Annotated in this window: 18 protein-coding genes; 5 read left to right on the forward strand and 13 right to left on the reverse strand. The window is 60.1% G+C overall.

The features are described from left to right. Positions 1-121: 121 nt before the first annotated feature. The 3 genes from L861_RS12025 to L861_RS12035 form a co-directional block, all read right to left on the reverse strand. On the reverse strand, positions 122-586 hold the full coding sequence (locus L861_RS12025) for a regulatory protein RecX (RefSeq protein ID WP_016416241.1): 465 nt from the start codon (positions 584-586) through the stop codon (positions 122-124). A gap of 3 nt (positions 587-589) precedes the next feature. Beyond that, on the reverse strand, positions 590-1654 hold the full coding sequence (gene recA, locus L861_RS12030) for a recombinase RecA (protein ID WP_016416242.1): 1065 nt from the start codon (positions 1652-1654) through the stop codon (positions 590-592). 127 nt (positions 1655-1781) lie between these two features. Then, complete coding sequence (locus tag L861_RS12035; RefSeq protein ID WP_016416243.1) at positions 1782-2294, reverse strand: CinA family protein; 513 nt, start codon at positions 2292-2294, stop codon at positions 1782-1784. A 105-nt stretch (positions 2295-2399) separates the two neighbouring features. Here L861_RS12035 and L861_RS12040 point away from each other — a divergent pair, with 105 nt between their 5' ends. From L861_RS12040 to fdxA, 3 genes are all read left to right on the forward strand, one after another. Further along, positions 2400-4277, forward strand: coding sequence for a HEAT repeat domain-containing protein (locus tag L861_RS12040; RefSeq protein ID WP_161629054.1), 1878 nt, complete (start codon positions 2400-2402; stop codon positions 4275-4277). A gap of 160 nt (positions 4278-4437) precedes the next feature. Beyond that, positions 4438-7032 (forward strand): DNA mismatch repair protein MutS, encoded by a 2595-nt coding sequence (gene mutS, locus L861_RS12045; RefSeq protein WP_016416245.1) that lies wholly within the window; start codon positions 4438-4440, stop codon positions 7030-7032. A 208-nt stretch (positions 7033-7240) separates the two neighbouring features. Continuing rightward, complete coding sequence (gene fdxA, locus L861_RS12050) at positions 7241-7564, forward strand: ferredoxin FdxA (RefSeq protein WP_016416246.1); 324 nt, start codon at positions 7241-7243, stop codon at positions 7562-7564. A gap of 577 nt (positions 7565-8141) precedes the next feature. On the opposite strand, the gene eno is transcribed toward fdxA, so the two are convergent. The 7 genes from eno to L861_RS12085 all read right to left on the reverse strand — a co-directional run bounded on the left by eno (position 8142) and on the right by L861_RS12085 (position 16056). Further along, positions 8142-9437 carry a phosphopyruvate hydratase gene (eno, locus tag L861_RS12055; protein ID WP_016416247.1) on the reverse strand — a complete coding sequence of 432 codons (1296 nt, stop codon included), beginning with the start codon at positions 9435-9437 and terminating at the stop codon, positions 8142-8144. A gap of 66 nt (positions 9438-9503) precedes the next feature. Continuing rightward, positions 9504-10355, reverse strand: coding sequence for a 3-deoxy-8-phosphooctulonate synthase (gene kdsA, locus L861_RS12060; RefSeq protein ID WP_016416248.1), 852 nt, complete (start codon positions 10353-10355; stop codon positions 9504-9506). A 9-nt stretch (positions 10356-10364) separates the two neighbouring features. Beyond that, positions 10365-12026: a CTP synthase gene (pyrG, locus tag L861_RS12065; protein WP_016416249.1), complete on the reverse strand. Its 1662-nt coding sequence runs from the start codon at positions 12024-12026 to the stop codon at positions 10365-10367. Positions 12027-12261: 235 nt separating this feature from the next. After that, entirely contained in the window at positions 12262-13062 is an 801-nt protein-coding gene (locus L861_RS12070; RefSeq protein WP_016416250.1) for an alpha/beta fold hydrolase, read from the reverse strand. A 172-nt stretch (positions 13063-13234) separates the two neighbouring features. After that, positions 13235-14440, reverse strand: a complete 1206-nt coding sequence (gene pcaF / locus L861_RS12075) for a 3-oxoadipyl-CoA thiolase (protein ID WP_016416251.1) — start codon at positions 14438-14440, stop codon at positions 13235-13237. Positions 14441-14449: 9 nt separating this feature from the next. Continuing rightward, positions 14450-15226, reverse strand: a complete 777-nt coding sequence (locus L861_RS12080) for a CoA-transferase subunit beta (RefSeq protein WP_016416252.1) — start codon at positions 15224-15226, stop codon at positions 14450-14452. Further along, entirely contained in the window at positions 15226-16056 is an 831-nt protein-coding gene (locus L861_RS12085; protein ID WP_027947733.1) for a CoA transferase subunit A, read from the reverse strand. The genes L861_RS12080 and L861_RS12085 overlap by 1 nt, the downstream gene beginning before the upstream one ends. 471 nt (positions 16057-16527) lie before the next feature. Between L861_RS12085 and L861_RS12090 the strand changes: the two genes are divergently transcribed. Both L861_RS12090 and L861_RS12095 read left to right on the forward strand, forming a co-directional pair. After that, positions 16528-17319, forward strand: a complete 792-nt coding sequence (locus L861_RS12090; RefSeq protein WP_016416254.1) for an IclR family transcriptional regulator domain-containing protein — start codon at positions 16528-16530, stop codon at positions 17317-17319. Positions 17320-17436: 117 nt separating this feature from the next. Further along, positions 17437-18390, forward strand: a complete 954-nt coding sequence (locus L861_RS12095; RefSeq protein ID WP_016416255.1) for an AEC family transporter — start codon at positions 17437-17439, stop codon at positions 18388-18390. Positions 18391-18441: 51 nt separating this feature from the next. Here L861_RS12095 and aroQ read toward each other — a convergent pair whose 3' ends face one another. The 3 genes from aroQ to glnE form a co-directional block, all read right to left on the reverse strand. Next, positions 18442-18882 carry a type II 3-dehydroquinate dehydratase gene (gene aroQ / locus L861_RS12100; RefSeq protein ID WP_027947732.1) on the reverse strand — a complete coding sequence of 147 codons (441 nt, stop codon included), beginning with the start codon at positions 18880-18882 and terminating at the stop codon, positions 18442-18444. 222 nt (positions 18883-19104) lie between these two features. Further along, positions 19105-20028, reverse strand: a complete 924-nt coding sequence (locus L861_RS12105; protein ID WP_016416257.1) for a branched-chain amino acid transaminase — start codon at positions 20026-20028, stop codon at positions 19105-19107. Positions 20029-20144: 116 nt separating this feature from the next. Beyond that, positions 20145-23150: a bifunctional [glutamate--ammonia ligase]-adenylyl-L-tyrosine phosphorylase/[glutamate--ammonia-ligase] adenylyltransferase gene (gene glnE, locus L861_RS12110; RefSeq protein ID WP_027947731.1), complete on the reverse strand. Its 3006-nt coding sequence runs from the start codon at positions 23148-23150 to the stop codon at positions 20145-20147. Positions 23151-23180 lie beyond the last annotated feature (30 nt).

Below are 23180 nucleotides of genomic sequence, written 5' to 3' on the forward strand. Positions count from 1 at the left end.
AGGCGGTGCTCTCACCGGCAAATCCGCCCACAACCAGGCCTTGGCACTGCCCGGCGTCGTCGCAAGGGCCATTATTATAACGCAGTCGTCAAGGAACTTTCAGTGGGGAGATAGGCAGGAATCATGCGTCCCAAGCATGGGACAGGGCGTGGCGTACCTGTTCGAAGTCGAAGCCACGTCCGGCCAGGAAGCGTTCGCGGCGGGCACGTTCGCGAGGGGAATCGCCAGGAGAGGAAAAACGCCGGCTCAGTGTATCGCAGGCTAGCCAATACCAGTCGACAGCTTCGCTGGCTTCGTACTCTGCCAAGGCAGATCGGGCGAACTCCCCGGCAATGCCCCGGTTACCCAGTTCGGCAAGTATCTTCAATGGCCCTTGGCCACGCCCCACACGCGAGCGGATGAAATGCTCGGAGAAACGGGCGTCACTCTGCAACTTTTCCTCAGCAAGACGTTCGAGGCAGGCCGCCACGTCTTCGTCATCATATCCCTTGGCCATCAGCCGGGCTTCCAGCTCGGCACGAGAATACTCGCGCCGAGCCAACAGTCGGATGGCATCGTTGTATGGCGAGGCCTGACTTTCCAGCATGGTTTACAGCAAATCGTCGTCGCGATCGCCCTCTGCCACAACCTCGGCTTCGGCTTCCTTTTCCTTGGGCTCGGGGGTGGCCAGCAACTGAGCGCGGATCTGGGACTCGATCTCGTCCATGATCGCCGGGTTATCTTCCAGAAACTGCGCAGCATTGGCCTTACCCTGGCCGATCTTGTTGCCCTGATAGCTGTACCAAGCGCCGGCCTTGTCGATCAGGTTGCACTGCACACCGAGGTCGACCACTTCACCGGCATGATAGATGCCCTTGCCGTAGAGGATCTGGAATTCCGCCTGGCGGAACGGCGGCGCCACCTTGTTCTTGACCACCTTGACCCGCGTCTCGTTGCCGGTGACTTCATCGCCCGCCTTGACCGAGCCGGTGCGCCGGATGTCCAGGCGCACGCTGGAGTAGAACTTCAGGGCATTACCGCCGGTGGTGGTTTCGGGGCTGCCGAACATCACGCCAATCTTCATGCGGATCTGGTTGATGAACACCACCATGCAGTTGGCATTCTTGATGTGACCGGTGATCTTGCGCAGCGCCTGCGACATCAGGCGTGCCTGCAGGCCAACGTGAGAGTCGCCCATTTCGCCCTCGATCTCGGCGCGCGGGGTCAACGCGGCTACCGAGTCGATGATGATTACGTCGACACCACCGGAGCGCACCAGCATGTCACAGATTTCCAGAGCCTGTTCACCGGTATCCGGCTGTGAGACCAGCAGGTCGTCGAGATTGACGCCCAGCTTCTCGGCGTAGCTTGGATCCAATGCATGTTCGGCATCGATGAAGGCGCAGGTCTTGCCTTGTTTCTGGGCCTGGGCGATCACCGACAGGGTCAGAGTGGTCTTACCCGAGGACTCGGGCCCGAAGATCTCCACTACCCGACCATAGGGCAGGCCGCCGATGCCCAATGCGATATCCAGCCCAAGCGAGCCGGTGGAAACCGACGGCATCACCACCCGCGGCGTATCCCCCAAGCGCATTACGGTACCCTTGCCGAATTGACGCTCGATCTGCGAAAGGGCGGCATTCAGCGCCTTGGAACGGTTGTCGTCCTGTGCCATCGATGGCCTCCTGAAATCTCGAAACGGGAACGAACGCTACGGTTGCGTGGCGATTGGCCGAGCCGGTCAACGAGCCAATCACTGTATGGTTGCACAGTAGTCAATGTCGGGCAGTATGGCGAATTTTTTAGCCGGCGTCGAGCCGTACGATCAACCCGATCAACGCCTCGCGCACTGCCTGCTCGCGTATCGCCTGCCGATCGCCGGGGAAAAGGCGATGCTCGGCTTCCCGATGCCGCTCATCGCCCCACGCCAACCACACCGTGCCTACTGGCTTGGCGTCACTGCCGCCGCCAGGGCCGGCGACACCACTGATGGCCACGCCGAGTTCCGCACCGCTGTCACGGCACGCCCCGGCAACCATGGCCTCGACCACTTCGCGACTGACTGCGCCATGCGCCTCGAGCAGGCTTTGGGGCACCCCCAACAACCGGGTCTTGGCGGCATTGGAATAGGTCACGTAACCGGTCTCGAAGTAGTCGGAACTGCCGGCTACGGCGGTGATCGCACTAGCCACGCCACCACCGGTACAGGACTCGGCGGCGGTGACGCGCACTCCCTTGGTCCGGCATAACTCGCCCAACCGCTCGGCAAGGGTGATCAGGTCCAGGTGACTCAAGCTGGCGACGGATACGTCCATGGCAACTCCTATGGTTGGGCAGAGTGATCCTGACGCGACGTTTTCATCGGCATGTAGAATAATGCCTTTTGCAGCCGAATGCAGACTCAGTCGCGAGGCGATTCCATGGATATCTGCTCGGCAATCCAGGATTCTCTTGGTAATGAAGCCATATGGCGACCACCAGTCCGGCAATTGCTACAAGGTCGAACGGCTTTGCGCTTTTCTGGATTTCTCTTTGAAATGCTGAACGGGATGAAAGATCAGGACATGAAGACGCTTGACGATTGGATCCTCGACCTCGAAAGCGACGACTTCGACATCATGTGGACAGCGATCCTCAAGCTGGACGAGCTTGGCGACGAGAAGGCAATCGAGCCGCTGACTCGGGTGGGACTTCATTATGATGATGAAGATCTTTGGTACAACTCCTGGTGGGCGGTGAAGGACATCTTGGGGATCGAGGCGTTCTTCGCCCACGTGAAGCGCCTTTATGAGACCTTTTCACTACGGGATTCGGACGCCAAATTACGCCGTCATTGTCTCTCCGCTCTGACCGAGTTCGCGCATGATGCACCGCACGCATTCTACAAAGAGGTGTTCACGCACGATCCCGATCACCAGGTGAAGACGTATGCACTCTATGGCCTGGCTTCCATCAAGGCTGAGGAGAACATCCGTTTTCTACGTCGGGTTCACGATGAACAGGGCGGCGATCTGAAGGAGACCGCCAAGCAGCTTCTCGCGACACTGGAACCGGATGAGTACGACGCTCTGAGTGATCTTGCCTCGGACGACCCAGTGGTGCGCCGGGATGCCTGCAAGAAGTTAGCGGCGAACCCGCAGAAGCAGGCGATTCCCCGTTTGATCGAGCTTCTGGAAGACCGAAGCGAACCTGCTGTCGTGCGTTTCAAGGCGGGAGAAGCTCTCGGCGCGGCCGGAGACGAGCGAGCGGTGGAACCGATGATCCGGATCCTCCGGACACATGAGGACGAGGAGAGTGTTCGCTCGACCTGCGCGCGACAGTTGGGCCACCTGGGGGACGAACGCGCGGTTGAACCCATGGCGGAATACCTGTTGGCGGACTTTGATGAGCCGGGAGCGCACAGCGAAGCAGCCATTGGTCTCGGCCGCTTGGGGAGTCGGCTGGCCATCCCGGCGCTCATCAAGGGGGCAGATGATCGGCGTGAAAGAGTTAGGAGGTGGTCTCTCGAAGCGCTCGGGAAGCTTGAGAACCATGGTGCGGATGAGGTTCTGATTCGTCGCTTGTCCGATGAGGAGCGAGGTGTACGCGAATACGCCGCGCTCGCTCTCGCTCGACAGAAGTCCCATGCCGCACGAGAACCTTTTTTAACGATCTTGCGGGAACCCGATGCCCCCCTTCATGACTACAGTGTACGTTGGCGAGCAGTGTGGGGCCTTGGGCGGATTCTTGGTCCGGGAGATCGCGAGGAAATATCAGTGATTGCGGCGCGACTCGAGGATGAGCACGAGTTCGTGCGAGGGTCTGCAATCGAGGCTTTGACGAAACTGAAGGCAACGGAATACCTCCCTCGGATTCTCGGACGACTCCAGGATGAGCAATATTCCGTGAAGAACCATGCTATCGACGCTGTGGGGCAGCTCGGCGACACAAACCATATCGAAATACTCAAGCAAGTTCCAGGAAAGAGGAAAACGGTAGACCTCCTTACCGCTCTCGTGCGTCTCGGAGACAAGCGGAGCCTGACGACGTTGCTCAAGCGTCTGGATGATCCAGATGACCGTCCCCACGCCGGGTGCGCACTCGTTGAAATGGGCGACGAGCGGGGACTGACAGTGGCCATCGAAGCGCTCCAGAGCAAGTACTGGAATGTACGCCTCGAAGCGATTCGGGTTCTTCGGGATTGCAACGACGAAGCGTCGCTCTCCGCCCTTCAAGCAATCACGAACGACCCGGATGAAAGCATTCGATCGGCGGCGCGCAAGGCCGTAGAGGCTCGAGTTTCGGAGATGCACGCATAGTAAAGCCGGAAGAACTTGACGTTGATGAGTGCCGGGGTGTGAATCGAGAACGAACAGGAGAGTGATCCTGACGCGACGTTTTCATCGGCGTAGAATAATGCCTTTTGCAGCCGAATGCAGACTCAGCCGCGAGACGATTTCCATGGATACAAGGACGCCCATGTCACAGGTCAGCGCCCAGCATACGCCGATGATGAGCCAGTTCCTGAAGATCAAGCGCGAGCATCCGGACGTGCTGCTCTTCTATCGCATGGGCGATTTCTACGAGTTGTTCTTCGAGGACGCTAAACGCGCCGCCGCCCTGCTCGACATCACCTTGACCCAGCGCGGCCAGTCGGCGGGCAAGCCGATCCCCATGGCCGGCGTACCCTATCACAGCGTGGAAGGCTACCTGGCACGACTGGTCAAGGCTGGAGAGTCAGTGGCCATCTGCGAGCAGATTGGCGATCCGAATACCAGTAAAGGCCCGGTGGAGCGCAAGGTGGTGCGTATCGTCACCCCCGGCACCCTGTACGACGAAGCCCTGCTCGATGCGCGTCGCGATAACCTGCTGGTGGCACTGCACACCCAAGGCGAACGCTGGGGTATCGCCTGGCTGGAGCTCTCCAGCGGCCGCTTCAGTGTCCTGGAAATCGATGGCGAGACGGAGATGCTGGCCGAGGTACAACGTCTCGATCCCGCCGAGTTGCTGGTCGCTGATGGCCTTGATCTGCCTCCGGTGCTGACAGATCGCAGTGGCCTGCGTCACCAGAGCGACTGGTTATTCGACCTCGAGACGGCTACACGCACCCTGTGCGACCAACTCGAGGTCCAGGACCTGCGGGGCTTTGGCTGCGCCCATCTGGAAACCGCTATCACCGCCGCCGGGGTATTGATCGACTACGCTCGCGACACCCAGCGTTCACGCCTGCCGCATGTCACCGCCATCGGTGTCGAGAACCGTGACGACGCGGTGGTGATCGATGCCGCCAGTCGTCGCAACCTGGAGATCGACACCAATCTGGGTGGCGGTACTGACAATACGCTGGCCAGTGTACTGGACACCACCGCCACCGCCATGGGCTCGCGGCTGATGAAGCGCTGGCTGAACCGGCCACTGCGCGATCATGCGCAGGTAAGCGCACGCCAGGCAGCGGTACAGTTGTTGCTCGACGACGAGAGTTTCGTGCCACTACGTGACAGTCTCAAGCGCATCGGTGATGTCGAGCGCATTCTCGCACGCGTCGCCCTGCGCAGTGCCCGACCGCGCGATTTGGCACGCTTGCGCGATGCGCTCAATGCCTTACCCGAACTACAAGAGGCTCTGGCCGACTTCACCGAAGGCACGACGCTCGATGACATCAAGCGCCATATCTGCCCCTACCCCGAACTCGCCGACACCTTGACCCGTGCCCTGATCGAGAATCCGCCGGTGGTGATCCGGGATGGGGGAGTCATTGCCGCTGGCTTCGATGCCGAGCTCGATGAATACCGAGGCCTGGCCGAGCATGCCGGCGATTTCCTGGTCAAGCTCGAGACACGCGAACGCGAGCGCACCGGCCTGCCAGGACTCAAAGTGGGTTACAACCGAGTGCATGGCTACTATATCGAGATCCCCCGTGCTCAGGCCCAAGAGGCGCCCAGCGATTACATCCGCCGCCAAACGCTGAAGAATGCTGAGCGCTTCATCATCCCCGAACTCAAGGAATTCGAAGACAAGGCGCTGTCGGCCAAAAGCCGTGCCCTGGCACGTGAGAAGCTGCTCTACGAATCGCTCCTTGACACTCTCAATGCCGACTTGGAGGCATTGCAGGCCAGTGGCCGTGCTCTTGCCACCCTGGACGTGCTGACGGCCTTCGCCGACCGCGCCCAGGCGTTGGATTTCGTACGCCCACGACTTGCCGAAACACCGGGCATCGAGATCCGCGGTGGCCGCCATCCGGTGGTCGAACACGTCAGCGATACTCCCTTCGTGCCCAACGACCTGCTGCTCGATGATTCACGACGCATGCTGGTGATCACCGGCCCTAACATGGGCGGCAAATCCACCTATATGCGCCAAGCGGCACTAATCACCCTGCTCGCGCATACCGGCAGCTTCGTGCCCGCAGACCATGCGGAGATAGGCCCAGTGGATCGCATCTTCACTCGCATCGGCTCCAGCGACGACTTGGCTGGTGGACGCTCGACCTTCATGGTCGAGATGACCGAGACGGCCAGTATCCTGCACAACGCCACCGATCATAGCCTGGTATTGATGGACGAGATCGGTCGCGGCACCAGCACCTTCGATGGTTTATCATTGGCCTGGGCCAGTGCCGAACATCTGACTCGCTCACGGGCTTTCACGCTATTCGCTACCCACTACTTCGAGATGACTGCCTTGGCCGAGCAGGCCGAGGGGGTGGCCAATGTCCATCTGACCGCTGCCGAACACAAGGACGGCATCGTCTTCATGCATCGAGTGGAAGAAGGGCCCGCTAGCCAGAGTTATGGCCTGCAAGTGGCCCAACTCGCCGGCGTACCCCAGATGGTAATCGCCCGTGCCCGCGAGAAGCTGGCCGCCCTCGAACAGCATGAAATCGATCAGGGAAGTCGGCGCGTATCGTCGGTCGAGCCTTCAGCACCCGGTGGGTCACCTGTACCACCTCAGCAAGCCGACCTGTTCGCCAGTGCGCCGCACCCGTTGCTGGACGAGCTGACCGCGCTGGATATCGATAGCCTGTCGCCGCGACAGGCGTTGGAGCTGCTTTACACTTGGCGTGAAGCACTATAGGTATCAACATGAGGGAAAAGTGGCATGAAAGCATGCCGAATCGGTCTGGAAACGCCTCGGCATGCGGCTTGCCCAGGCCTTGGCGGCACGACTAGAATGTGTCGCCATTAGAAGAGCGGCTTATAATACTGGCATCCGCTTATAACTCGGCTTATCCAGGTGTCGGCGCACCCGGTTTCGCCGCGCTGATCATGATGAGGGAGACCCAATGACATTCGTCGTCACCGAAAACTGCATCAAGTGCAAATACACCGACTGTGTCGAAGTATGCCCAGTGGATTGCTTCTACGAAGGCCCCAACTTCCTGGTCATCCACCCCGACGAGTGCATCGACTGTGCCCTGTGCGAACCGGAGTGTCCCGCCGAAGCCATCTTCTCGGAGGATGAATTGCCTGACGATCAGAAATCCTTCCTCGAACTCAATGCCGAACTCGCCGAGGTGTGGCCGAACATCACCGAGAAGAAGGATCCGCCGGACGACGCCGAAGAGTGGGATGGGAAGTCAGGGAAGCTGGAATTTCTCGAACGCTGAGGAACCACGCCCTTGCCCTCTGAATACGGAAAACGCCGAATGTCCATGACATTCGGCGTTTGCTTTTGGCCGGCGACTCTTGCTACCAGCCATGAAAAAGGCGACCCGAAGGTCGCCCGCTCCTAGCCGATCCCTAGGGCAGATCCCTCTACCCAAACTCCTATGGTGACGTCCTTGCCAAGAGGCGGCATCCTGTCGCACCTGGCGCACCATGACTAGCATCCCGTTGCATCCTGCCGGAAAAGCGCTCCTCGCCTCTCCAAATCCCAGAGTCATTGTGGCAGTTACGCAGGACTTCTCAACTGGGTCTCATCTCGCCTCGACAGTTATCCCAACTAACACGCCAGGGTTTACAGCACTTAAAAATCAATGAGTTATGCAAATTCGCCAAATCTTGACTGGTTATTTTTTGATCAGAATAGGCAGCTTCGACGGGCAAATGTAGGAAATGTCTTACAAGAAATGGAGACATTGCCGACAACAATCGACTCCGAAACGATAAAAAACACCGCAGCCAGAACCAGCTGCGGTGATGTGTCGGCAAGGTGAAGATCGTAGCTTCACCCAAGGAGGAAACTCAGCCTTGGGCCTTGATGGCCGCTAGACCAGGGTAAGCTGCCTGCTCGCCCAGCTCCTGCTCAATCACCAGAAGGCGGTTGTACTTGGCGACACGATCGGAGCGGCACAGCGAACCGGTCTTGATCTGGCCAGCGGAGGTAGCCACGGCCAGGTCAGCGATGGTGGTGTCCTCGGTCTCACCGCTACGGTGAGAGATCACCGCCGTGAAGCCGGCATCCTGAGCCATCTTGATGGCATCAAGCGTCTCGGACAGCGATCCGATCTGGTTGAACTTGATGAGGATCGAGTTGCCGATCTTCTCGTCGATACCACGCTTGAGGATCCTGGTGTTGGTGACGAACAAGTCATCGCCGACCAGTTGCACGCGGTCGCCCAACTTGTCGGTGAGCGCCTTCCAGCCGGCCCAGTCGGACTCGTCCATGCCATCCTCGATGGAGACGATCGGGTACTGATCGCAAAGCTCGGCGAGATAGTCGACGAAGCCATTGGCATCGTAGCTCTTGCCCTCGCCAGCCAGGTCGTACTGGCCGTTCTTGTAGAACTCGGAGGAAGCGCAGTCAAGCGCCAGCGTCACGTCCTTGCCCAAGGTGTAACCAGCATCCTCGACGGCCTGCTTGATCACTTCCAGAGCCTCGGCGTTGGACGCCAGATTGGGAGCGAAACCGCCCTCGTCACCCACGGCAGTGGCGAGACCGCGAGCGGAGAGCACCTTCTTCAGCGCGTGGAATATCTCGGCGCCCATGCGCAGCGCCTCGCGGAAGTTCGGGGCCCCCACCGGCTGGACCATGAACTCCTGGATATCGACATTATTGTCGGCATGCTCACCGCCGTTGAGGATGTTCATCATCGGCACCGGCATGTTGTACTGGCCCGGCTGACCGTACAGCTCAGCGATGTGAGCGTAGAGTGCGACGCCCTTGCCAGCGGCAGCGGCCTTGGCGGCGGCCAGCGACACGGCCAAAATGGCGTTGGCACCGAGGTTGGCCTTGTTGTCGGTACCGTCGAGATCGAGCATGGCGTTGTCGAGTGCACGCTGATCCTGAGCTTCCATTCCCAACAGACGCTCGCGAATCTTGCCGTTCACGGCATCTACGGCCTTGAGTACACCCTTGCCCAGATAACGGGACTTGTCGCCATCACGCAGCTCCAGAGCCTCGCGAGAACCAGTGGATGCACCGCTTGGCGCGCAAGCCACACCCTTGGCCCCGCCTTCCAGCGTCACCTCGGCCTGCACCGTAGGGTTGCCGCGAGAATCGAGCACCTCGAGGGCACGGATATCGACAATCTTGGTCATGGTGGTGTCGTCCTTTATGTATGAGTCAGCGTTGATCTTGATTGAGTCGGTGGTTCACGGCTCCGCTCAGGAAATTTCCAGCTCTGGAAAGCCCTTGACCAGGTCATCGAGGGCCTTGAGCTGGGTGAGAAACGGCTCGAGTTTATCCAAAGGCAAGGCACAGGGGCCATCGCATTTGGCATTATCGGGGTCAGGGTGCGCCTCGAGAAATAGCCCAGCCAAGCCCACGGCGACACCGGCCCTGGCCAACTCGGCGACCTGCTGACGACGACCGCCAGCGCTGTCGGCACGTCCGCCGGGGCGTTGCAGCGAGTGGGTGACATCGAAGAACACCGGGTAGCCGGTCTGTTTCATGTCACCAAAGCCAAGCATGTCGACTATCAGGTTGTTGTAGCCGAAGCTTGAGCCCCGCTCGCAGAGGACCAACCGCCGATTGCCGGCTTCCTCGCACTTGCTGATGATATGGCGCATCTCATGGGGGGCCAGGAACTGTGGCTTCTTGATATTGATCACCGCCCCGGTTTCGGCCATGGCCACTACCAGATCGGTCTGCCGGGCCAGGAAGGCCGGCAACTGAATGATATCGACGGCCTGGGCCGCCGGCTCGGCCTGCCATGGCTCATGGACATCAGTCAGGACGGGGACATTGAAGCGTGCCTTTACCTCGGCGAGGATCTCCAGGCCCTTTTCCAACCCCGGGCCGCGGAAGGAATGGATCGAGCTGCGGTTGGCCTTGTCGAAGCTGGCCTTGAAGACGTAGGGAATGCCCAGTTTTCCGGTCACATCGACATAGGCCTCGGCCACTTCCATGGCCATGTCGCGGGATTCGAGTACATTCATGCCGCCGAACAGCATCAGCGGCAATGAATTGCCGGCCTTGAGGCCGGCAAATTCAATGGTTTTCTCCTGGACTGGCATAGCGCCTCCTCAACCTTGCGGCTGTGCCTGGGCATGTTGACGCGCACGCTCGTTCTTGTGCTCCAGCGCCGCCTTGATGAAACCGGAGAACAGCGGATGCCCGTCGCGCGGTGTGGAGGTGAACTCGGGGTGAAACTGACAGGCGACGAACCAAGGGTGGTTCGGCAATTCGATCATCTCCACCAGCGACTGGTCAACGCTCTTGCCCGATACTACCAGCCCAGCTTTTTCCAGTTCCTCGATGAACTGATTGTTGACTTCGAAACGATGGCGATGACGCTCGACGATCTCATCGGCACCATACGCCTCGCGGGCCTTGGTACCAGACTCAAGATGGCAGACCTGCCCACCGAGACGCATGGTTCCCCCTAGATCGGAGGCCTCGTCGCGCAGTTCGATCTTGCCTTCAGCATTGATCCACTCGGTGATCAGACCGACCACGGGATGCTGGGTATCATGTGTGAATTCGGTGGAATTGGCATCCGCCCAGCCCACGATGTGGCGCGCGAATTCGATCACTGCCACCTGCATGCCCAGACAGATTCCCAGATAGGGCACGTTGTTCTCACGAGCGTAACGGGCCGTGGCGATCTTGCCTTCCACGCCGCGCTCACCGAAACCACCAGGCACCAGGATAGCGTCCTTACCGGCCAAGCGCTCGGTGCCATGGCGTTCGATGTCTTCGGAGTCGATATAGTCGATGTTGATCTTGACCCGCCCTTGAATACCCGCGTGGATCAAGGCCTCGTTGAGCGACTTGTAAGCATCGAGCAGATCCATGTACTTACCGACCATAGCGATATTGACCGACTTGAGCGGGTTGAGCTTGGCATCCAGCACTCGGATCCATTCGGAAAGGTCGGCTTCGTCGGCATTGAGGCGTAGTTTGTCGCAGACGATCTCGTCGAGACGATGTTCATGCAGCATCAATGGGATACGATAGATGGTATCGGCATCCTGCAGCGGCACCACGGCGCGCTCTTCGACGTTGGTGAACAGGGCAATCTTGCGCCGCTCGCTCTCTTCCAGTTCCACCTCGCTGCGGCAGATCAGGATATCCGGCTGGATACCGATCGAGCGCAACTCCTTGACGCTGTGCTGGGTCGGCTTGGTCTTGGTCTCACCGGCCGTCTTGATGTAAGGCACCAAGGTCAAATGCATGAAGATGGCATTATTGGCGCCCAGCTCACTTCTGATCTGACGGATTGATTCGAGGAACGGCAGCGACTCGATGTCACCCACGGTACCGCCGATCTCGACCAACGCTACATCGAAGCCCTCACCGCCAGCATAAACACGGCGCTTGATCTCGTCGGTGATATGCGGAATCACCTGCACGGTACCGCCCAGGTAATCGCCACGACGCTCCTTGCGCAGCACGTGTTCATAGACACGACCGGTGGTGAAGTTGTTGCCCTGGGTCATCTTGGTGCGAATGAAGCGCTCGTAGTGGCCCAGATCGAGGTCGGTCTCGGCGCCATCCTCAGTGACGAATACTTCGCCATGCTGGAAGGGACTCATAGTGCCGGGATCGACATTGATGTACGGATCCAGCTTGAGCATGGTGACCTTGAGGCCGCGCGCCTCGAGAATCGCCGCCAGCGATGCCGACGCAATGCCCTTGCCTAGGGAGGACACAACGCCGCCGGTCACGAAGATATATCGTGTCATGAAGAACCTGTCGAAACGTGATCAGAAGGCACAGCAGGAAGCCACGCCAGGATGGGTCGACAGAGTAGCAGATTCGGCCTTACGGCTCAATTTTGAGCCGACTACAATGGAATCGCTTACTCCGGCCAAATGCAAGCGCCGCCACCCACAGGGTGACGGCACGTACGGCAGTGCAGGAGCTCCGACGATCCCTCAGAAGTCGAAGAATACTGTCTCCCCTCACGCTGAAGCCAACCTAGGCGTGCTCGGTGGCCAGCCATAACAACAGGCGCTTGGCCACGGTCTCGGGGTCTTCCACCGAAGGCACATGGGCGAAACCTTCGAGAATCTCCAGCGGCGCGCCATCGCACTCGTTGGCCAGAGTCTGCATGGTAGCGGGCGGCGTGGCCACATCGTCGCTGCCACCCAGTAGATGCACTTCGACCCCATGCCCTCTCAGCCTGCCGCGGAAATCGGTGCGCCCCAGCATTTCGCACAGTCGCGCGTAGCTCTCGCCATCGGTGCGTGCCATCTGGGTACGCCAGCCGCTTTCCAGCGCCGGCTCCGACTCAAGCCGCTCGGCGGAAAACCAACGCGGCACGATCTCGCCGGAAATGGCGGAGAGTCCCTCGTTGCGCACGCGTGTGGCCCGCGTCGTCCACAACTCGCTGGTGCCGATCACCGCGCCGGTGTTGGTCAGGATTGACGACAGCAGCCGCTCGGCATGTTCGGCAAGCAACTGCTGGCCAACCACTCCGCCGATGGAGGTGCCGACGAAGTGGAAACGTGACGCGCCGGCGTGGTCGGCCAGGGCCAAGGCCTCGGTCGCCAGCGCAGCCGGTGTGATCTCGCCATCATCATGCGGCCAGGCCTGGCTGGCGCCATGGCCGGGCAGGTCCCAGGTCAGTACCCGATAGCGCGGCAACAGGGCCGGCAGGATGTCGTCCCACACCGCCTGGGTCATGCCCAGTGGGTGCGCCAGCATCACCAGCGGATTCGCCTCGGCGCCCAGCAGGCGATAGGCGACGCTGCGGCCAGCGATAGTCAGAAATGACATATAGAGCCTCTCTCATAGCAAAGCGCCGAGTGAGACCTCGGCGTGAAATGCATACAAAAGAAGGAAGAACGGGGCTGCGCCCCTAGAAGCTAGAAGATGGAAGAGAGACGCTATGCGTCTCGAGAATACAGTTACCGCTCTCTTCCATCTTCCTTCTTCCGTCTTCCCTCTTTTACGCCCTCTCGATCAAGGTCGCGATCCCCTGCCCCACACCCACGCACATGGTGCACAGCGCATAGCGCTTGTTCTGTTTGTGCAGCTCATGGGCGGCGGTCAGCAGCAGGCGCGCGCCGGACATGCCCAGCGGGTGGCCCAGGGCGATGCCGCCGCCGTTGGGATTGACCCGCGGATCGTTGTCGGCGATGCCCAGCTCGCGCAGACAGGCCAGGGCCTGGGAGGCAAAGGCTTCGTTGAGTTCGATGATGTCGATCTCGTCCAGCGAGATCTCCAGGCGGTCCAGCAGCTTGCGCACCGCTGGCACTGGACCGATGCCCATGGTGCGCGGCTCGACCCCGGCGGTGGCCATACCCAGGATACGTGCCATGGGCTTGAGTCCGTGCTTGTCCACGGCGGCCTGGCTGGCGACCAGCATCGCCGCGGCCCCGTCGTTGACGCCCGAAGCATTGCCGGCGGTGACGCTGCCGCCGTCGCGGAACGGGGTCGGCAACTTGGCCAGCTTCTCGAGGGTGGTGCCGGGGCGAAGGTGCTCGTCCTGGTCGAAGATCAGCGGCTCCTGCTTGCGGCGCGGGATCTCTATCGGGGTGATCTCCTCGGCGAAGCGTCCCGATTGCTGGGCGAGTTCGGCCTTCTGCTGGGAGCGCAGGGCAAAGGCGTCCTGGTCCTCGCGCGAGATGCGGTGTTGCTCGGCGACGTTCTCGGCGGTCTCCGGCATAGAGTCGACGCCATACTGCTTCTTCATCAACGGGTTGATGAAACGCCAGCCGATGGTGGTGTCCTCAATGGCCTGGGTGCGTGAGAAGGCGGTCTCAGCCTTGCCCATCACATAGGGCGCGCGGGACATGGACTCCACGCCGCCGGCCAGGGCCAGTTCGAACTCACCGGCCTTGATGGCGCGGAAGGCAGTGCCCACCGCGTCCATGCCCGAGCCACACAGGCGGTTCATGGTGGTGCCGGGCACCGTGGTCGGCAGACCCGCCAGCAGCGACGACATGCGTGCCACGTTACGGTTGTCCTCACCGGCCTGGTTGGCGCAGCCCATGATCACCTCATCGATGGCAGCAGGGTCGAGATTCGGCGCTTCGGCCAGCACCGCCTTGAACACGCTGGCGGCAAAATCGTCGGGACGCACGGCGGCAAGTGTTCCGCCGAAGCGGCCCACGGCGGTACGCCTTGGGTGACACAAGTAGACGTTGCTCATAAGGCCTCCTCAGACCTCCCCTGTATGTTTTCGGGCGGTCCGTTCCTTCAGCTCACGAAGCACCTCGAGCTCATGGGCGTTGGGCTCCGGAGTGGATTCCAACTGCTCGGCAAAGCGGATCTCCCAGCCGGTGGCATCATACACGTCCTCGCGGGACACACCCGGATGCAGCGACACGACCACCAGTTCCTTGGTCTCGGGATCGGGTTTCATCACGCAGAGGTCGGTGATCGCCCGGGTCGGGCCCTTGCCGATGTTTGGCACGCCGTCGCGGCCCTTGCCGTCGCGACCAAAGCCCAGGGTGGTGATGAAGTCCACGTCCTTGACGAAGGTACGCTTGGAGTGCTTCAGGGTAATGAAGACCTCGTGGGCGTTGGTTGCAATTTCCGGCGCCCCACCGCCGCCTGGTAGTCGAACCTTGGGATCATGGTAGTCGCCGATCAACGTGGTATTGAGGTTACAGTAGCGGTCGATCTGGGCGGTGCCCAGGAAGCCCACGCTGATGTGGCCACCCTGCAGCCAATAGCGGAACATCTCTGGTACCGAGACGGTGGTCAGCGCCGACTCGCACAATTCACCGTCGCCGATCGACAGCGGCAGCACATCCGGCTTCGTCTGCAAGGTGCCGGATTCATATATCAGCACCACCTCGGGGGCATGGGTCAAGCGCGCCAGGTTAGCAGCCTCGCTGGGCAAACCGATGCCGACGAAGCAGGTCATGCCGTTCTCAAGCGCCCGTGCGGCGGTGACGGTCATCATTTCCGCGGAGGTGTATTCGAGACTCATCAGGACTGTCCTCCTGCGTTGTAGACGTTTTCTTCAAGCCACTGAGTGAAGACTTCACGATCGCGGGCGATGGTGTCCCACTCCTTGTAGAAACGGTTGTCGCGCGGGTAATAGCCATGCGCGTAGGAGGGGTAGGAGCCCTTCTCGGCCACGGCGATGGCGCTGATCGCCCAACCCGGGATCACGCAAGCATTGGGGTGATAGTCGGGCAGCGTCATCAAGTCGTCGACGATCTCCTCGACGGTGACGATGCTGTATTTGGCCGCCAGCACGGCCTCCTTCTGCACGCCAATGATGCCTTCCACCAATACGTTGCCCTTACGATCAGCCTTCTGGGCATGCACGATGGACACGTCCGGGCGCACCGATGGTACCGCCGCCAGGCGTTCTCCGGTGAACGGGCATTCGATGAACTTGATCTGGTCATTGACGTTGGGCAACTCGCTACCCACGTAGCCACGCAGCACCGCCAGCGGCAGGCCAGCGGCCCCGGCCTCGAAGGCACAGGCCATGGCGGCGTGGCTGTGCTCGTGGATCTCGATCTTGTGTGGCCAGCCTTTCTCCACCGCATCGCGCAGACGGTGCAGCGAACCGACCCCCGGATTTCCGCCCCAGGAGAAGATCAGTTTCTTGACGCAACCGGCACCGATCAATTGGTCATAGACCAGATCGGGAGTCATGCGGATCAGGGTCAGGTCGCGCTTTCTCTGGCGGATCACTTCGTGGCCCGCCGCGAAAGGAATCAGGTGGGTAAAGCCTTCCATGGCCACGGTGGCACCGTCTTCGACGTAGCGCGCGACCGCGTCATGCAAGCTGAGGAACTCGGCCATGTTGGTTCGCCTCTTGGTGGTCGACTCGATATTCACCAGCTCCTGGGTTGGCTTTTGTTTCGCTGCCAATGTTCGGCTAGTGAACATAGGTTTGTTATACGAACAAATTAATCCTCAATCGCTCGCTCGTCAAACCACAAAAAAAGGAAGGCAAGCCTTCCCTGAATATCGCCACACGCGAAGCTCTTACGTAACAATTAGTTAGATATTCATCAGCCAGACAAGAGCCCGTGCCACCTGGGCCTTGCTACTACTAAGGTATGATTCTGGGGAGGCTGTTTCTTCCAACAACTCAGCCCCAACCCAAACCTCAGTGTTACAGTCGGTTAGCCTCCTGATTCATGAAGGAATGCTGGCTCATAGACGCACGCAATGCGGGCTCCCCACCACAATTCGTACAAGTGTTCGCGAAACGAACCCTATGCTAGATTGGTGTCATCGACTCACGCAAATCGATCGGGACCCCGACGGATGGATGCACAACCGCAAGATGAGACTCTGACCCCCGAGGACCGCGACTTCGTCACCGCCCTAGCTAGCGGGCTGGAAGTGATCTTGGCCTTCGATGGCACCCACCCGCGCATGACACTGAGCGAGGTCGCTGCGCGTACCGGCATGAACCGAGCCCGTGCCCGACGCTTCCTGCTGACGCTGCATGCGCTGGGTTATGTGCGCAAACAGCAGCGTCATTTCGAACTCGCCCCCAAGGTGTTGCAACTAGGTTATTCGTTCCTCTCGGCCAACAATTACCGTTCGGTGATTCAACAGTATCTCGAGGATATCACCGCCGAAAGTGGCGAGTCCTCGTCGTTGGGTGTGCTCGACGGCGATGACGTCATGTATGTGGCTCGCTCCGCCGCCAAGCACCGGCTGATGGCCATCACCCTCTCGGTGGGTACTCGTTTGCCCGCAGCGCATACTTCGATGGGCCGAGTATTGCTGGCCCAATTGTCGGATACCGAACTGGATGCCTATCTGGAGCGGGTGGAACTTATCCCCTATACCGACAAGACCATTACCGACAAGGCCGAGCTACGCCAGTGCATTCTCAAGGTGCGCCAGCAAGGTTACGCGATCGCCGATCAAGAGCTGGATTCCGGGTTGCGTTCGCTGGCGGTGCCCACTTTCAATGCCAATGACCGCCTGCTTGGCGCCATCAACATCAGTACCAATGCCGCACGTGTCGACCTCGACACATTGACGCGGACCTTCCTGCCGTTGCTGCAGGAAAAGGCGCGGCTGATCCGTGCCAATATCAGTTGAATGAAGCCCTTGGACCCCTGGGTCTGACGGCCCTTGCCGTTTCATCCTGGAAAGGGATGATGAACACCCACGGGCCTTTCCTCCCGTATTGCGCGTGGGCGCAGTTAAGGATGACGAGTGCTCGATATCTTCGGCATCACCCTACCGATCTTCTTACTGATAGGTGTCGGCTACCTTGCGGTCCGCCTCCGCATCATCGACAAGCCACAGGTTCGCGGTCTCGGGGTTTTCGTCATCCACTGCGCGCTGCCAGCACTGATCGTCAGGGCACTGGTCAGCCGTCCGCTGGATGAAACCTTCAACCTCTACTACCTACTCGCCTATGGCCTTGGCTCACTGGTGGTGTTCATCGGCGCCCTGTTCATCGCCCGTCGGCGGCGGCATAAGCCGCTGGATGCTAGCGCCCTCTATGCACTGGGCATGTCGGCCTCCAACAGCGGCTTCATCGGCTACCCGGTGGCAGCACTGGTGGTCGGCTCACCGGCGGTGGCTGCCATGGCCCTGAACTTCCTCATCGAGAACCTACTGATCATTCCGGCAGCACTCACGTTGGCCGAAGTCAGTTCTCAGCGCGGCTCCAGCGCGCGAGTCGTGCTGATACGTACCGCCCGGCAATTGCTCAAGAACCCGATCATTCTCGCCATCCTCGCCGGTACCAGCCTGGCGCTCTCTGGCCTGAGCCTACCGACGCCGGTGTTCCGTGCCATTGATATGCTAGCCATGGCGGCGGCTCCCACGGCGCTGTTCGTGATCGGTGGCACCCTCTATGGGCTCAAGGCGCGAGGCATGGCAGGTGATGTGACGCAAATCGCGATCGGCAAGTTGATCGTCCACCCGCTGGCCGTGCTGCTAGCCTTCCTGGCCCTACCCCCCATCGATCCGGTACTAATGACCACCGGTATCCTTTTCGCCTGTGCTCCCATGATCAGCGTCTACCCAATTTTCGGCCAGCGCTATGGCCTCGGCGAGATCACGGCCGCCACCCTAATGGTGACCACTCTGGCGGCCTTCCTCACCATCAGCTTGGCGATCTGGCTATTGCAGGCCAGCTCGCTGTTTGTCGTTTCCTGATTGGCCAGCTCTTACGACAAGCGAGAGGGCCTCGAAGTGAAGGTAGAAAAGTCAGCTAGCCTTGATCAGCGCATCCAGTGCGGCGTGATAGCCCTGACTGCCGAGCCCAGCGATCACGCCGTCGGCGCGCAGCGAGACGTAGGAGTGGTGACGGAATCTCTCGCGCTTGTGCACGTTGGAGAGGTGCACTTCGATCACCTTGCCGTCGAAGGCGTTCAAGGCATCGAGGATCGCTACCGAAGTATGGGTGTAAGCTGCGGGGTTGATGATGATTGCCACGGTGCCATCTTGGCGCGCCGCATGGATAGCATCGATCAATTCGCCCTCGTGGTTGCTCTGCCGGCACGCGATATCCCAGCCATTGATCGCCGCCTTCTCATAGAGAGAGTTGTTGATGTCGTCGAGGGTTTCATGGCCGTAGATCTCCGGCTGGCGGGTGCCCAGCAAGTTGAGATTGGGGCCGTGCAGGACCAGGACCTTGCCTGCGCTCATCATTCATTCTCCTTCAGCAGTTCCCGCTTGTAGTGGGTGAACAGCGTCGCGGCCTGTTCCTCGCCTCGGCAGCGGCACGCTTTTCAGCATCCTCGCAGAACAGCTTGAAGGCGTCCACGCCTTGGAAATGACGTTGGTCAGACTGTGATTGGCAGAAACAAAGACGCCCCGCCGTTATTATATCCGGCGGGGCGTCTTTACCTTCCATGCCACTGCTATCACTCACGCCACCGGCGTCAGCCACTCGGCATTCAGTACCTGCTTGCCACGTACCAGATCGAAGTATAGTGACTGGACCTTCTCGGTAATCGGGCCACGGCGCCCCTCACCGATGGTACGACCATCGAGCTCACGGATCGGCAGTACCTCGGCGGCGGTGCCGGTGAAGAAGGCTTCGTCGGCGATATAGATCTCATCGCGAGTAAGCAACTTCTCCTGTAGCGGGAATCCCAAGTGGTCGGCCATCTGCAACACGGTATTGCGGGTAATGCCGTTGAGGCAGGAGGTCAACATCGGGGTATAGATGACGCCATCCTTGACCACGAACAGGTTCTCGCCCGAGCCTTCTGCGGCATAGCCTTGCGGATCGAGCAGTAGCGCCTCGTCGTAACCGCCGCGCTGAGCCTCGGCCAGTGCCATCATCGAGTTGATGTACTGGCCATTGGCCTTGGCACGGGTCACGGCAATGTTGACGTGATGACGCGTGAACGACGAGGTCTGCACTTTGATACCCAGCTCGCGGGATTCCGGCGACATGTAGGAGGGCCACTCCCAGGCAGCAACGATCACGTGAGTTTTGAGATTGTCAGCGCGCAGCCCCATGCCTTCGCTGCCGAAGAACACCATGGGCCGCAGATAGGCTTCCTCCAGGTCATTCTCGCGTACGGCAGCGCGGCAGGCATCGTTGATCTGGGTCTTGCTGAACGGCATCGGCATACCCAGGATCTTGGCCGAATCGAACAAACGGTCGGTGTGTTCCTTGAGGCGGAAGATGGCCGTCCCTTGCTCGGTGGCATAAGCGCGCACCCCCTCGAAACAGCCCATACCATAGTGCAAGGTATGAGTCAGTACATGGACCTTGGCATCACGCCAGGGAAGCAGTTCGCCGTCGAACCAGATCAGGCCGTCGCGGTCAGCCATCGACATAAGGATTTCCTTCTTACTCAAACTTGACGGTTATGCGTCACGTAACGTTCATGAACAGTTGGTGTCTGCCGCTCGCCAGCACTAGCGGTGACGAAAAAAGACGCGCAGCCATTCCCTCAGGTCGGGGATTCCAGCAGTCGCGTCCACAATTCGCTGACATGGCGACGGTATTCATCGAAGGTGTCGCCTTCGCCATGAGCTTCCTGCTTGGTCAATGCCGCATGATGGGAGGCGTTGCGGTAGGCTAGATACGCCTCGCGCAAGCGACGGCAATCCTCGGCGGGCAAACGCTCGCTAGACTCCAAAGTCTCCAGAATACGAATATTGTCGCTCCACGCCAATAGGCCGTGAGTCTCATGGCCCATGGCAAGCACCGCATATTGGCACAGGAATTCGATATCGACCATGCCACCGGCATCCTGCTTGATATCGAAGCGCCCTTCCTTTTGGTCCACCGGACTCGTACCCAGGTGTTCGCGCATCTTGTAGCGCATCTTCACCACGTCATCGCGCAGTGCATCCGGGTCGCGGCGACGCCCCAGGATTTCACGCCGAACGGCGTCGAAACGCTCGGCCAGGGCACGGTCGCCAGCCACCACCCGTGCTCGAACCAGGGCTTGGTGTTCCCACGTCCAGGCCTGCTGTCGCTGATAATCGGCAAAGGCATCCAGAGTGGTGACCAAAAGTCCCGAGTTACCCGAGGGGCGCAAGCGCATATCGACCTCGTAAAGCGATCCAGCCGGCGTCACCGCAGTCAACAAATGGATGATGCGTTGGCCCAGACGAGTGAAGAACACCGCATTATCGATAGGGCGTTCGCCATCGGTGCTGCCCTGCGAGTCGGCGTCATGAATGAACACCAGATCCAGGTCCGAACCGTAGCCCAGCTCGATACCGCCGAGCTTGCCGTAACCGACAATGATGAAGTGGGTGTCTCCCGGTGCATCATTGCGACGCTGGGGATGGCCATGCTTGCGCACCATGTGCTTCCAAGCCATGGCCAGCACTTGCTCCAATATCACTTCAGCGATGAAGGTCAGGTAATCGCTGACCTTCATCAAGTGACGAGCCCCAGCGATGTCCGAGGCTGCCACGTGCAGCACCTGGGCATGTTTGAAGACTCGCAAGGTCTCGAGTTGGGACTCCTCATCGTCCTCCGGGATGCGCGCCAGCTCCTGGCGCAGTTCGTCGGCCAGGCGGTCCTTGTCGGCGGGTGTGTATAAGGTGGCCGGATTCAGCAATTCATCGAGCAGAATCGGATAGCGGGCCAATTGCTCGGCGATCCAAGGGCTGGCACCGCATAGCCGCATCAGGTGTTCAAGGGCGTCGGGGTTCTCGCGCAGCAACGCCAGGTAGGCGGTGCGCCGTAGCACTGCCTCGATCAATGGCAACACCCGCTCGAGCACCCGGTCAGGATCATCGCTGTCGGCAATGGCAGCCAACAACATCGGCATCAGGGCATCGAGACGTTCGTACCCAATGCGCTGCATACTCTGAATTTGGCGCGACTGACGCAGGTCGTTCAGTCGTCTTGCTGCCACATCGGGCTGGCCGAAGCCTGCACCCGCCAAGATCTCGTAGGCCTCGTCACCGTTTTCGCCACGTCCCAGTTCTCCTCGCCATAGCGCACGCCATTCATCGAGGGAAGTCCCGCCGCCGGCACCTTCCGTTGCTTTCATGGAAGGTGCTTCGAGTTCCTCCTCCGGGTCGGCGATCACGGCATCGAAATGACCACGTACCTGCTCGCGAACTTCGGCCAGGCGTGCCATCACCGCCGGCCAGTCTTCCATTTCCAGTGCCAACGCCACACGCTCGCGGTCAACGGACTCCATGGGCAGTGTCTGGGTCTGGCGATCTTCCAGTGCCTGTAAGGCATGCTCCAGATCGCGCAGGAATACATAAGCCGGGATCAGTTCATCGACGACTTCCTGTGGCAATAAGTCCAGCGGCGGAAGGCTCTCGAGCGCGGTTTTCAGCGAGGTGACCTGCAACTCGGTATCGCGTCCGCCACGAATCAGTTGAAAGGCCTGGACCACGAATTCCACTTCCCGAATACCCCCGGGCCCAAGCTTGATGTTGTCGCTCATGCCCTTGCGCTTGACCTCACGGTTGATCAGCGCCTTCATCTCCCGCAACGACTCGATGGCTCCAAAGTCCAGATACTTGCGATAGACGAAAGGGCGCAAGCTGGCCAGCAGCTCGGCACCGCCCTCCCGGTCACCGGCAACTGGCCGGGACTTGAGCATGGCGTAGCGTTCCCATTCACGCCCCTGGTCCTGGTAATAACTCGACAGCATGGAGAAACTGCCCACCAGTGGGCCACCGTCGCCCAGCGGGCGCAGCCGCATGTCGACACGGAAAGCAAAACCGTCGGCGGTTACTGCATCCAGTGCCGAAATCAGTTTCTGCCCAAGCTTGGTGAAATACTCGTAATGGTCGAACTCCCGCTTGCCGCCTTGCGTCATCCCTTTCTCGGGAAAGGCGAAGATCAAGTCGATATCCGACGACAGGTTGAGCTCACCGGCACCGAGTTTGCCCATGCCCAACACCACCAGACGCTGCGAGCTGCCATCCGCACGCGGCGCGGGGCGCCCCCAACGCGGAGCGAAATGTGCCTCGAGCCAGGCCAGTGCGCCCTCCAGACACGTCTCGGCCAGGCATGACACGCTGGCCGCGATCTGCCACATGTCAGTTCCCTCAGGGCGAGACAGATCACGCCATACGATGCCCAGCATGCGTGCCCGCCGAAATCGGCGGATCACCGCCTGCATGCCGACCTCGTCCTCGACATCTTCCAGCGCCTCATCAAGCCATTGGCTCAGGGTCTCGGCATCCGGTGCTTCGTCCAGCTCCCCATTGGCATCCAGGCTCGACAACCAATCGGGATAGCGTATCAGCGTGTCGACGACGAAATCGGAAATCGCCAACACCCGAGCAAGTTGCTCACGACGAGCCGGTGCCAGGGCCAGCCAGCTTTCGCTGGGAGGATCGAGCTCCTGCATCGATGCCAGGTTATCGGCTCTCGTCAGAACCTCGTCCAGACGCTCCCTGGTCTTGCCCAGCGCCGCCCACAGCGGCTCGGGAATATCGGTTAGCGGTAAGAAATCTTCGGGTAACGCCATGGGCATCTCGCGCAGCTCAGGGGCAATGAA

The sequence above is a fragment of the Litchfieldella anticariensis FP35 = DSM 16096 genome (assembly GCF_000409775.1).
GTDB classification, from domain to species: domain Bacteria; phylum Pseudomonadota; class Gammaproteobacteria; order Pseudomonadales; family Halomonadaceae; genus Litchfieldella; species Litchfieldella anticariensis.

Coding starts and splice junctions, on each gene's coding strand:
- L861_RS12025 (WP_016416241.1), bottom strand. CDS start 586: ATGCTGGAAAGTCAGGCCTCGCCATACAACGATGCCATCCGACTGTTG.
- recA (WP_016416242.1), bottom strand. CDS start 1,654: ATGGCACAGGACGACAACCGTTCCAAGGCGCTGAATGCCGCCCTTTCG.
- L861_RS12035 (WP_016416243.1), bottom strand. CDS start 2,294: ATGGACGTATCCGTCGCCAGCTTGAGTCACCTGGACCTGATCACCCTT.
- L861_RS12040 (WP_161629054.1), top strand. CDS start 2,400: ATGGATATCTGCTCGGCAATCCAGGATTCTCTTGGTAATGAAGCCATA.
- mutS (WP_016416245.1), top strand. CDS start 4,438: ATGTCACAGGTCAGCGCCCAGCATACGCCGATGATGAGCCAGTTCCTG.
- fdxA (WP_016416246.1), top strand. CDS start 7,241: ATGACATTCGTCGTCACCGAAAACTGCATCAAGTGCAAATACACCGAC.
- eno (WP_016416247.1), bottom strand. CDS start 9,437: ATGACCAAGATTGTCGATATCCGTGCCCTCGAGGTGCTCGATTCTCGC.
- kdsA (WP_016416248.1), bottom strand. CDS start 10,355: ATGCCAGTCCAGGAGAAAACCATTGAATTTGCCGGCCTCAAGGCCGGC.
- pyrG (WP_016416249.1), bottom strand. CDS start 12,026: ATGACACGATATATCTTCGTGACCGGCGGCGTTGTGTCCTCCCTAGGC.
- L861_RS12070 (WP_016416250.1), bottom strand. CDS start 13,062: ATGTCATTTCTGACTATCGCTGGCCGCAGCGTCGCCTATCGCCTGCTG.
- pcaF (WP_016416251.1), bottom strand. CDS start 14,440: ATGAGCAACGTCTACTTGTGTCACCCAAGGCGTACCGCCGTGGGCCGC.
- L861_RS12080 (WP_016416252.1), bottom strand. CDS start 15,226: ATGAGTCTCGAATACACCTCCGCGGAAATGATGACCGTCACCGCCGCA.
- L861_RS12085 (WP_027947733.1), bottom strand. CDS start 16,056: ATGGCCGAGTTCCTCAGCTTGCATGACGCGGTCGCGCGCTACGTCGAA.
- L861_RS12090 (WP_016416254.1), top strand. CDS start 16,528: ATGGATGCACAACCGCAAGATGAGACTCTGACCCCCGAGGACCGCGAC.
- aroQ (WP_027947732.1), bottom strand. CDS start 18,882: ATGAGCGCAGGCAAGGTCCTGGTCCTGCACGGCCCCAATCTCAACTTG.
- L861_RS12105 (WP_016416257.1), bottom strand. CDS start 20,028: ATGTCGATGGCTGACCGCGACGGCCTGATCTGGTTCGACGGCGAACTG.
- glnE (WP_027947731.1), bottom strand. CDS start 23,150: ATGGCGTTACCCGAAGATTTCTTACCGCTAACCGATATTCCCGAGCCG.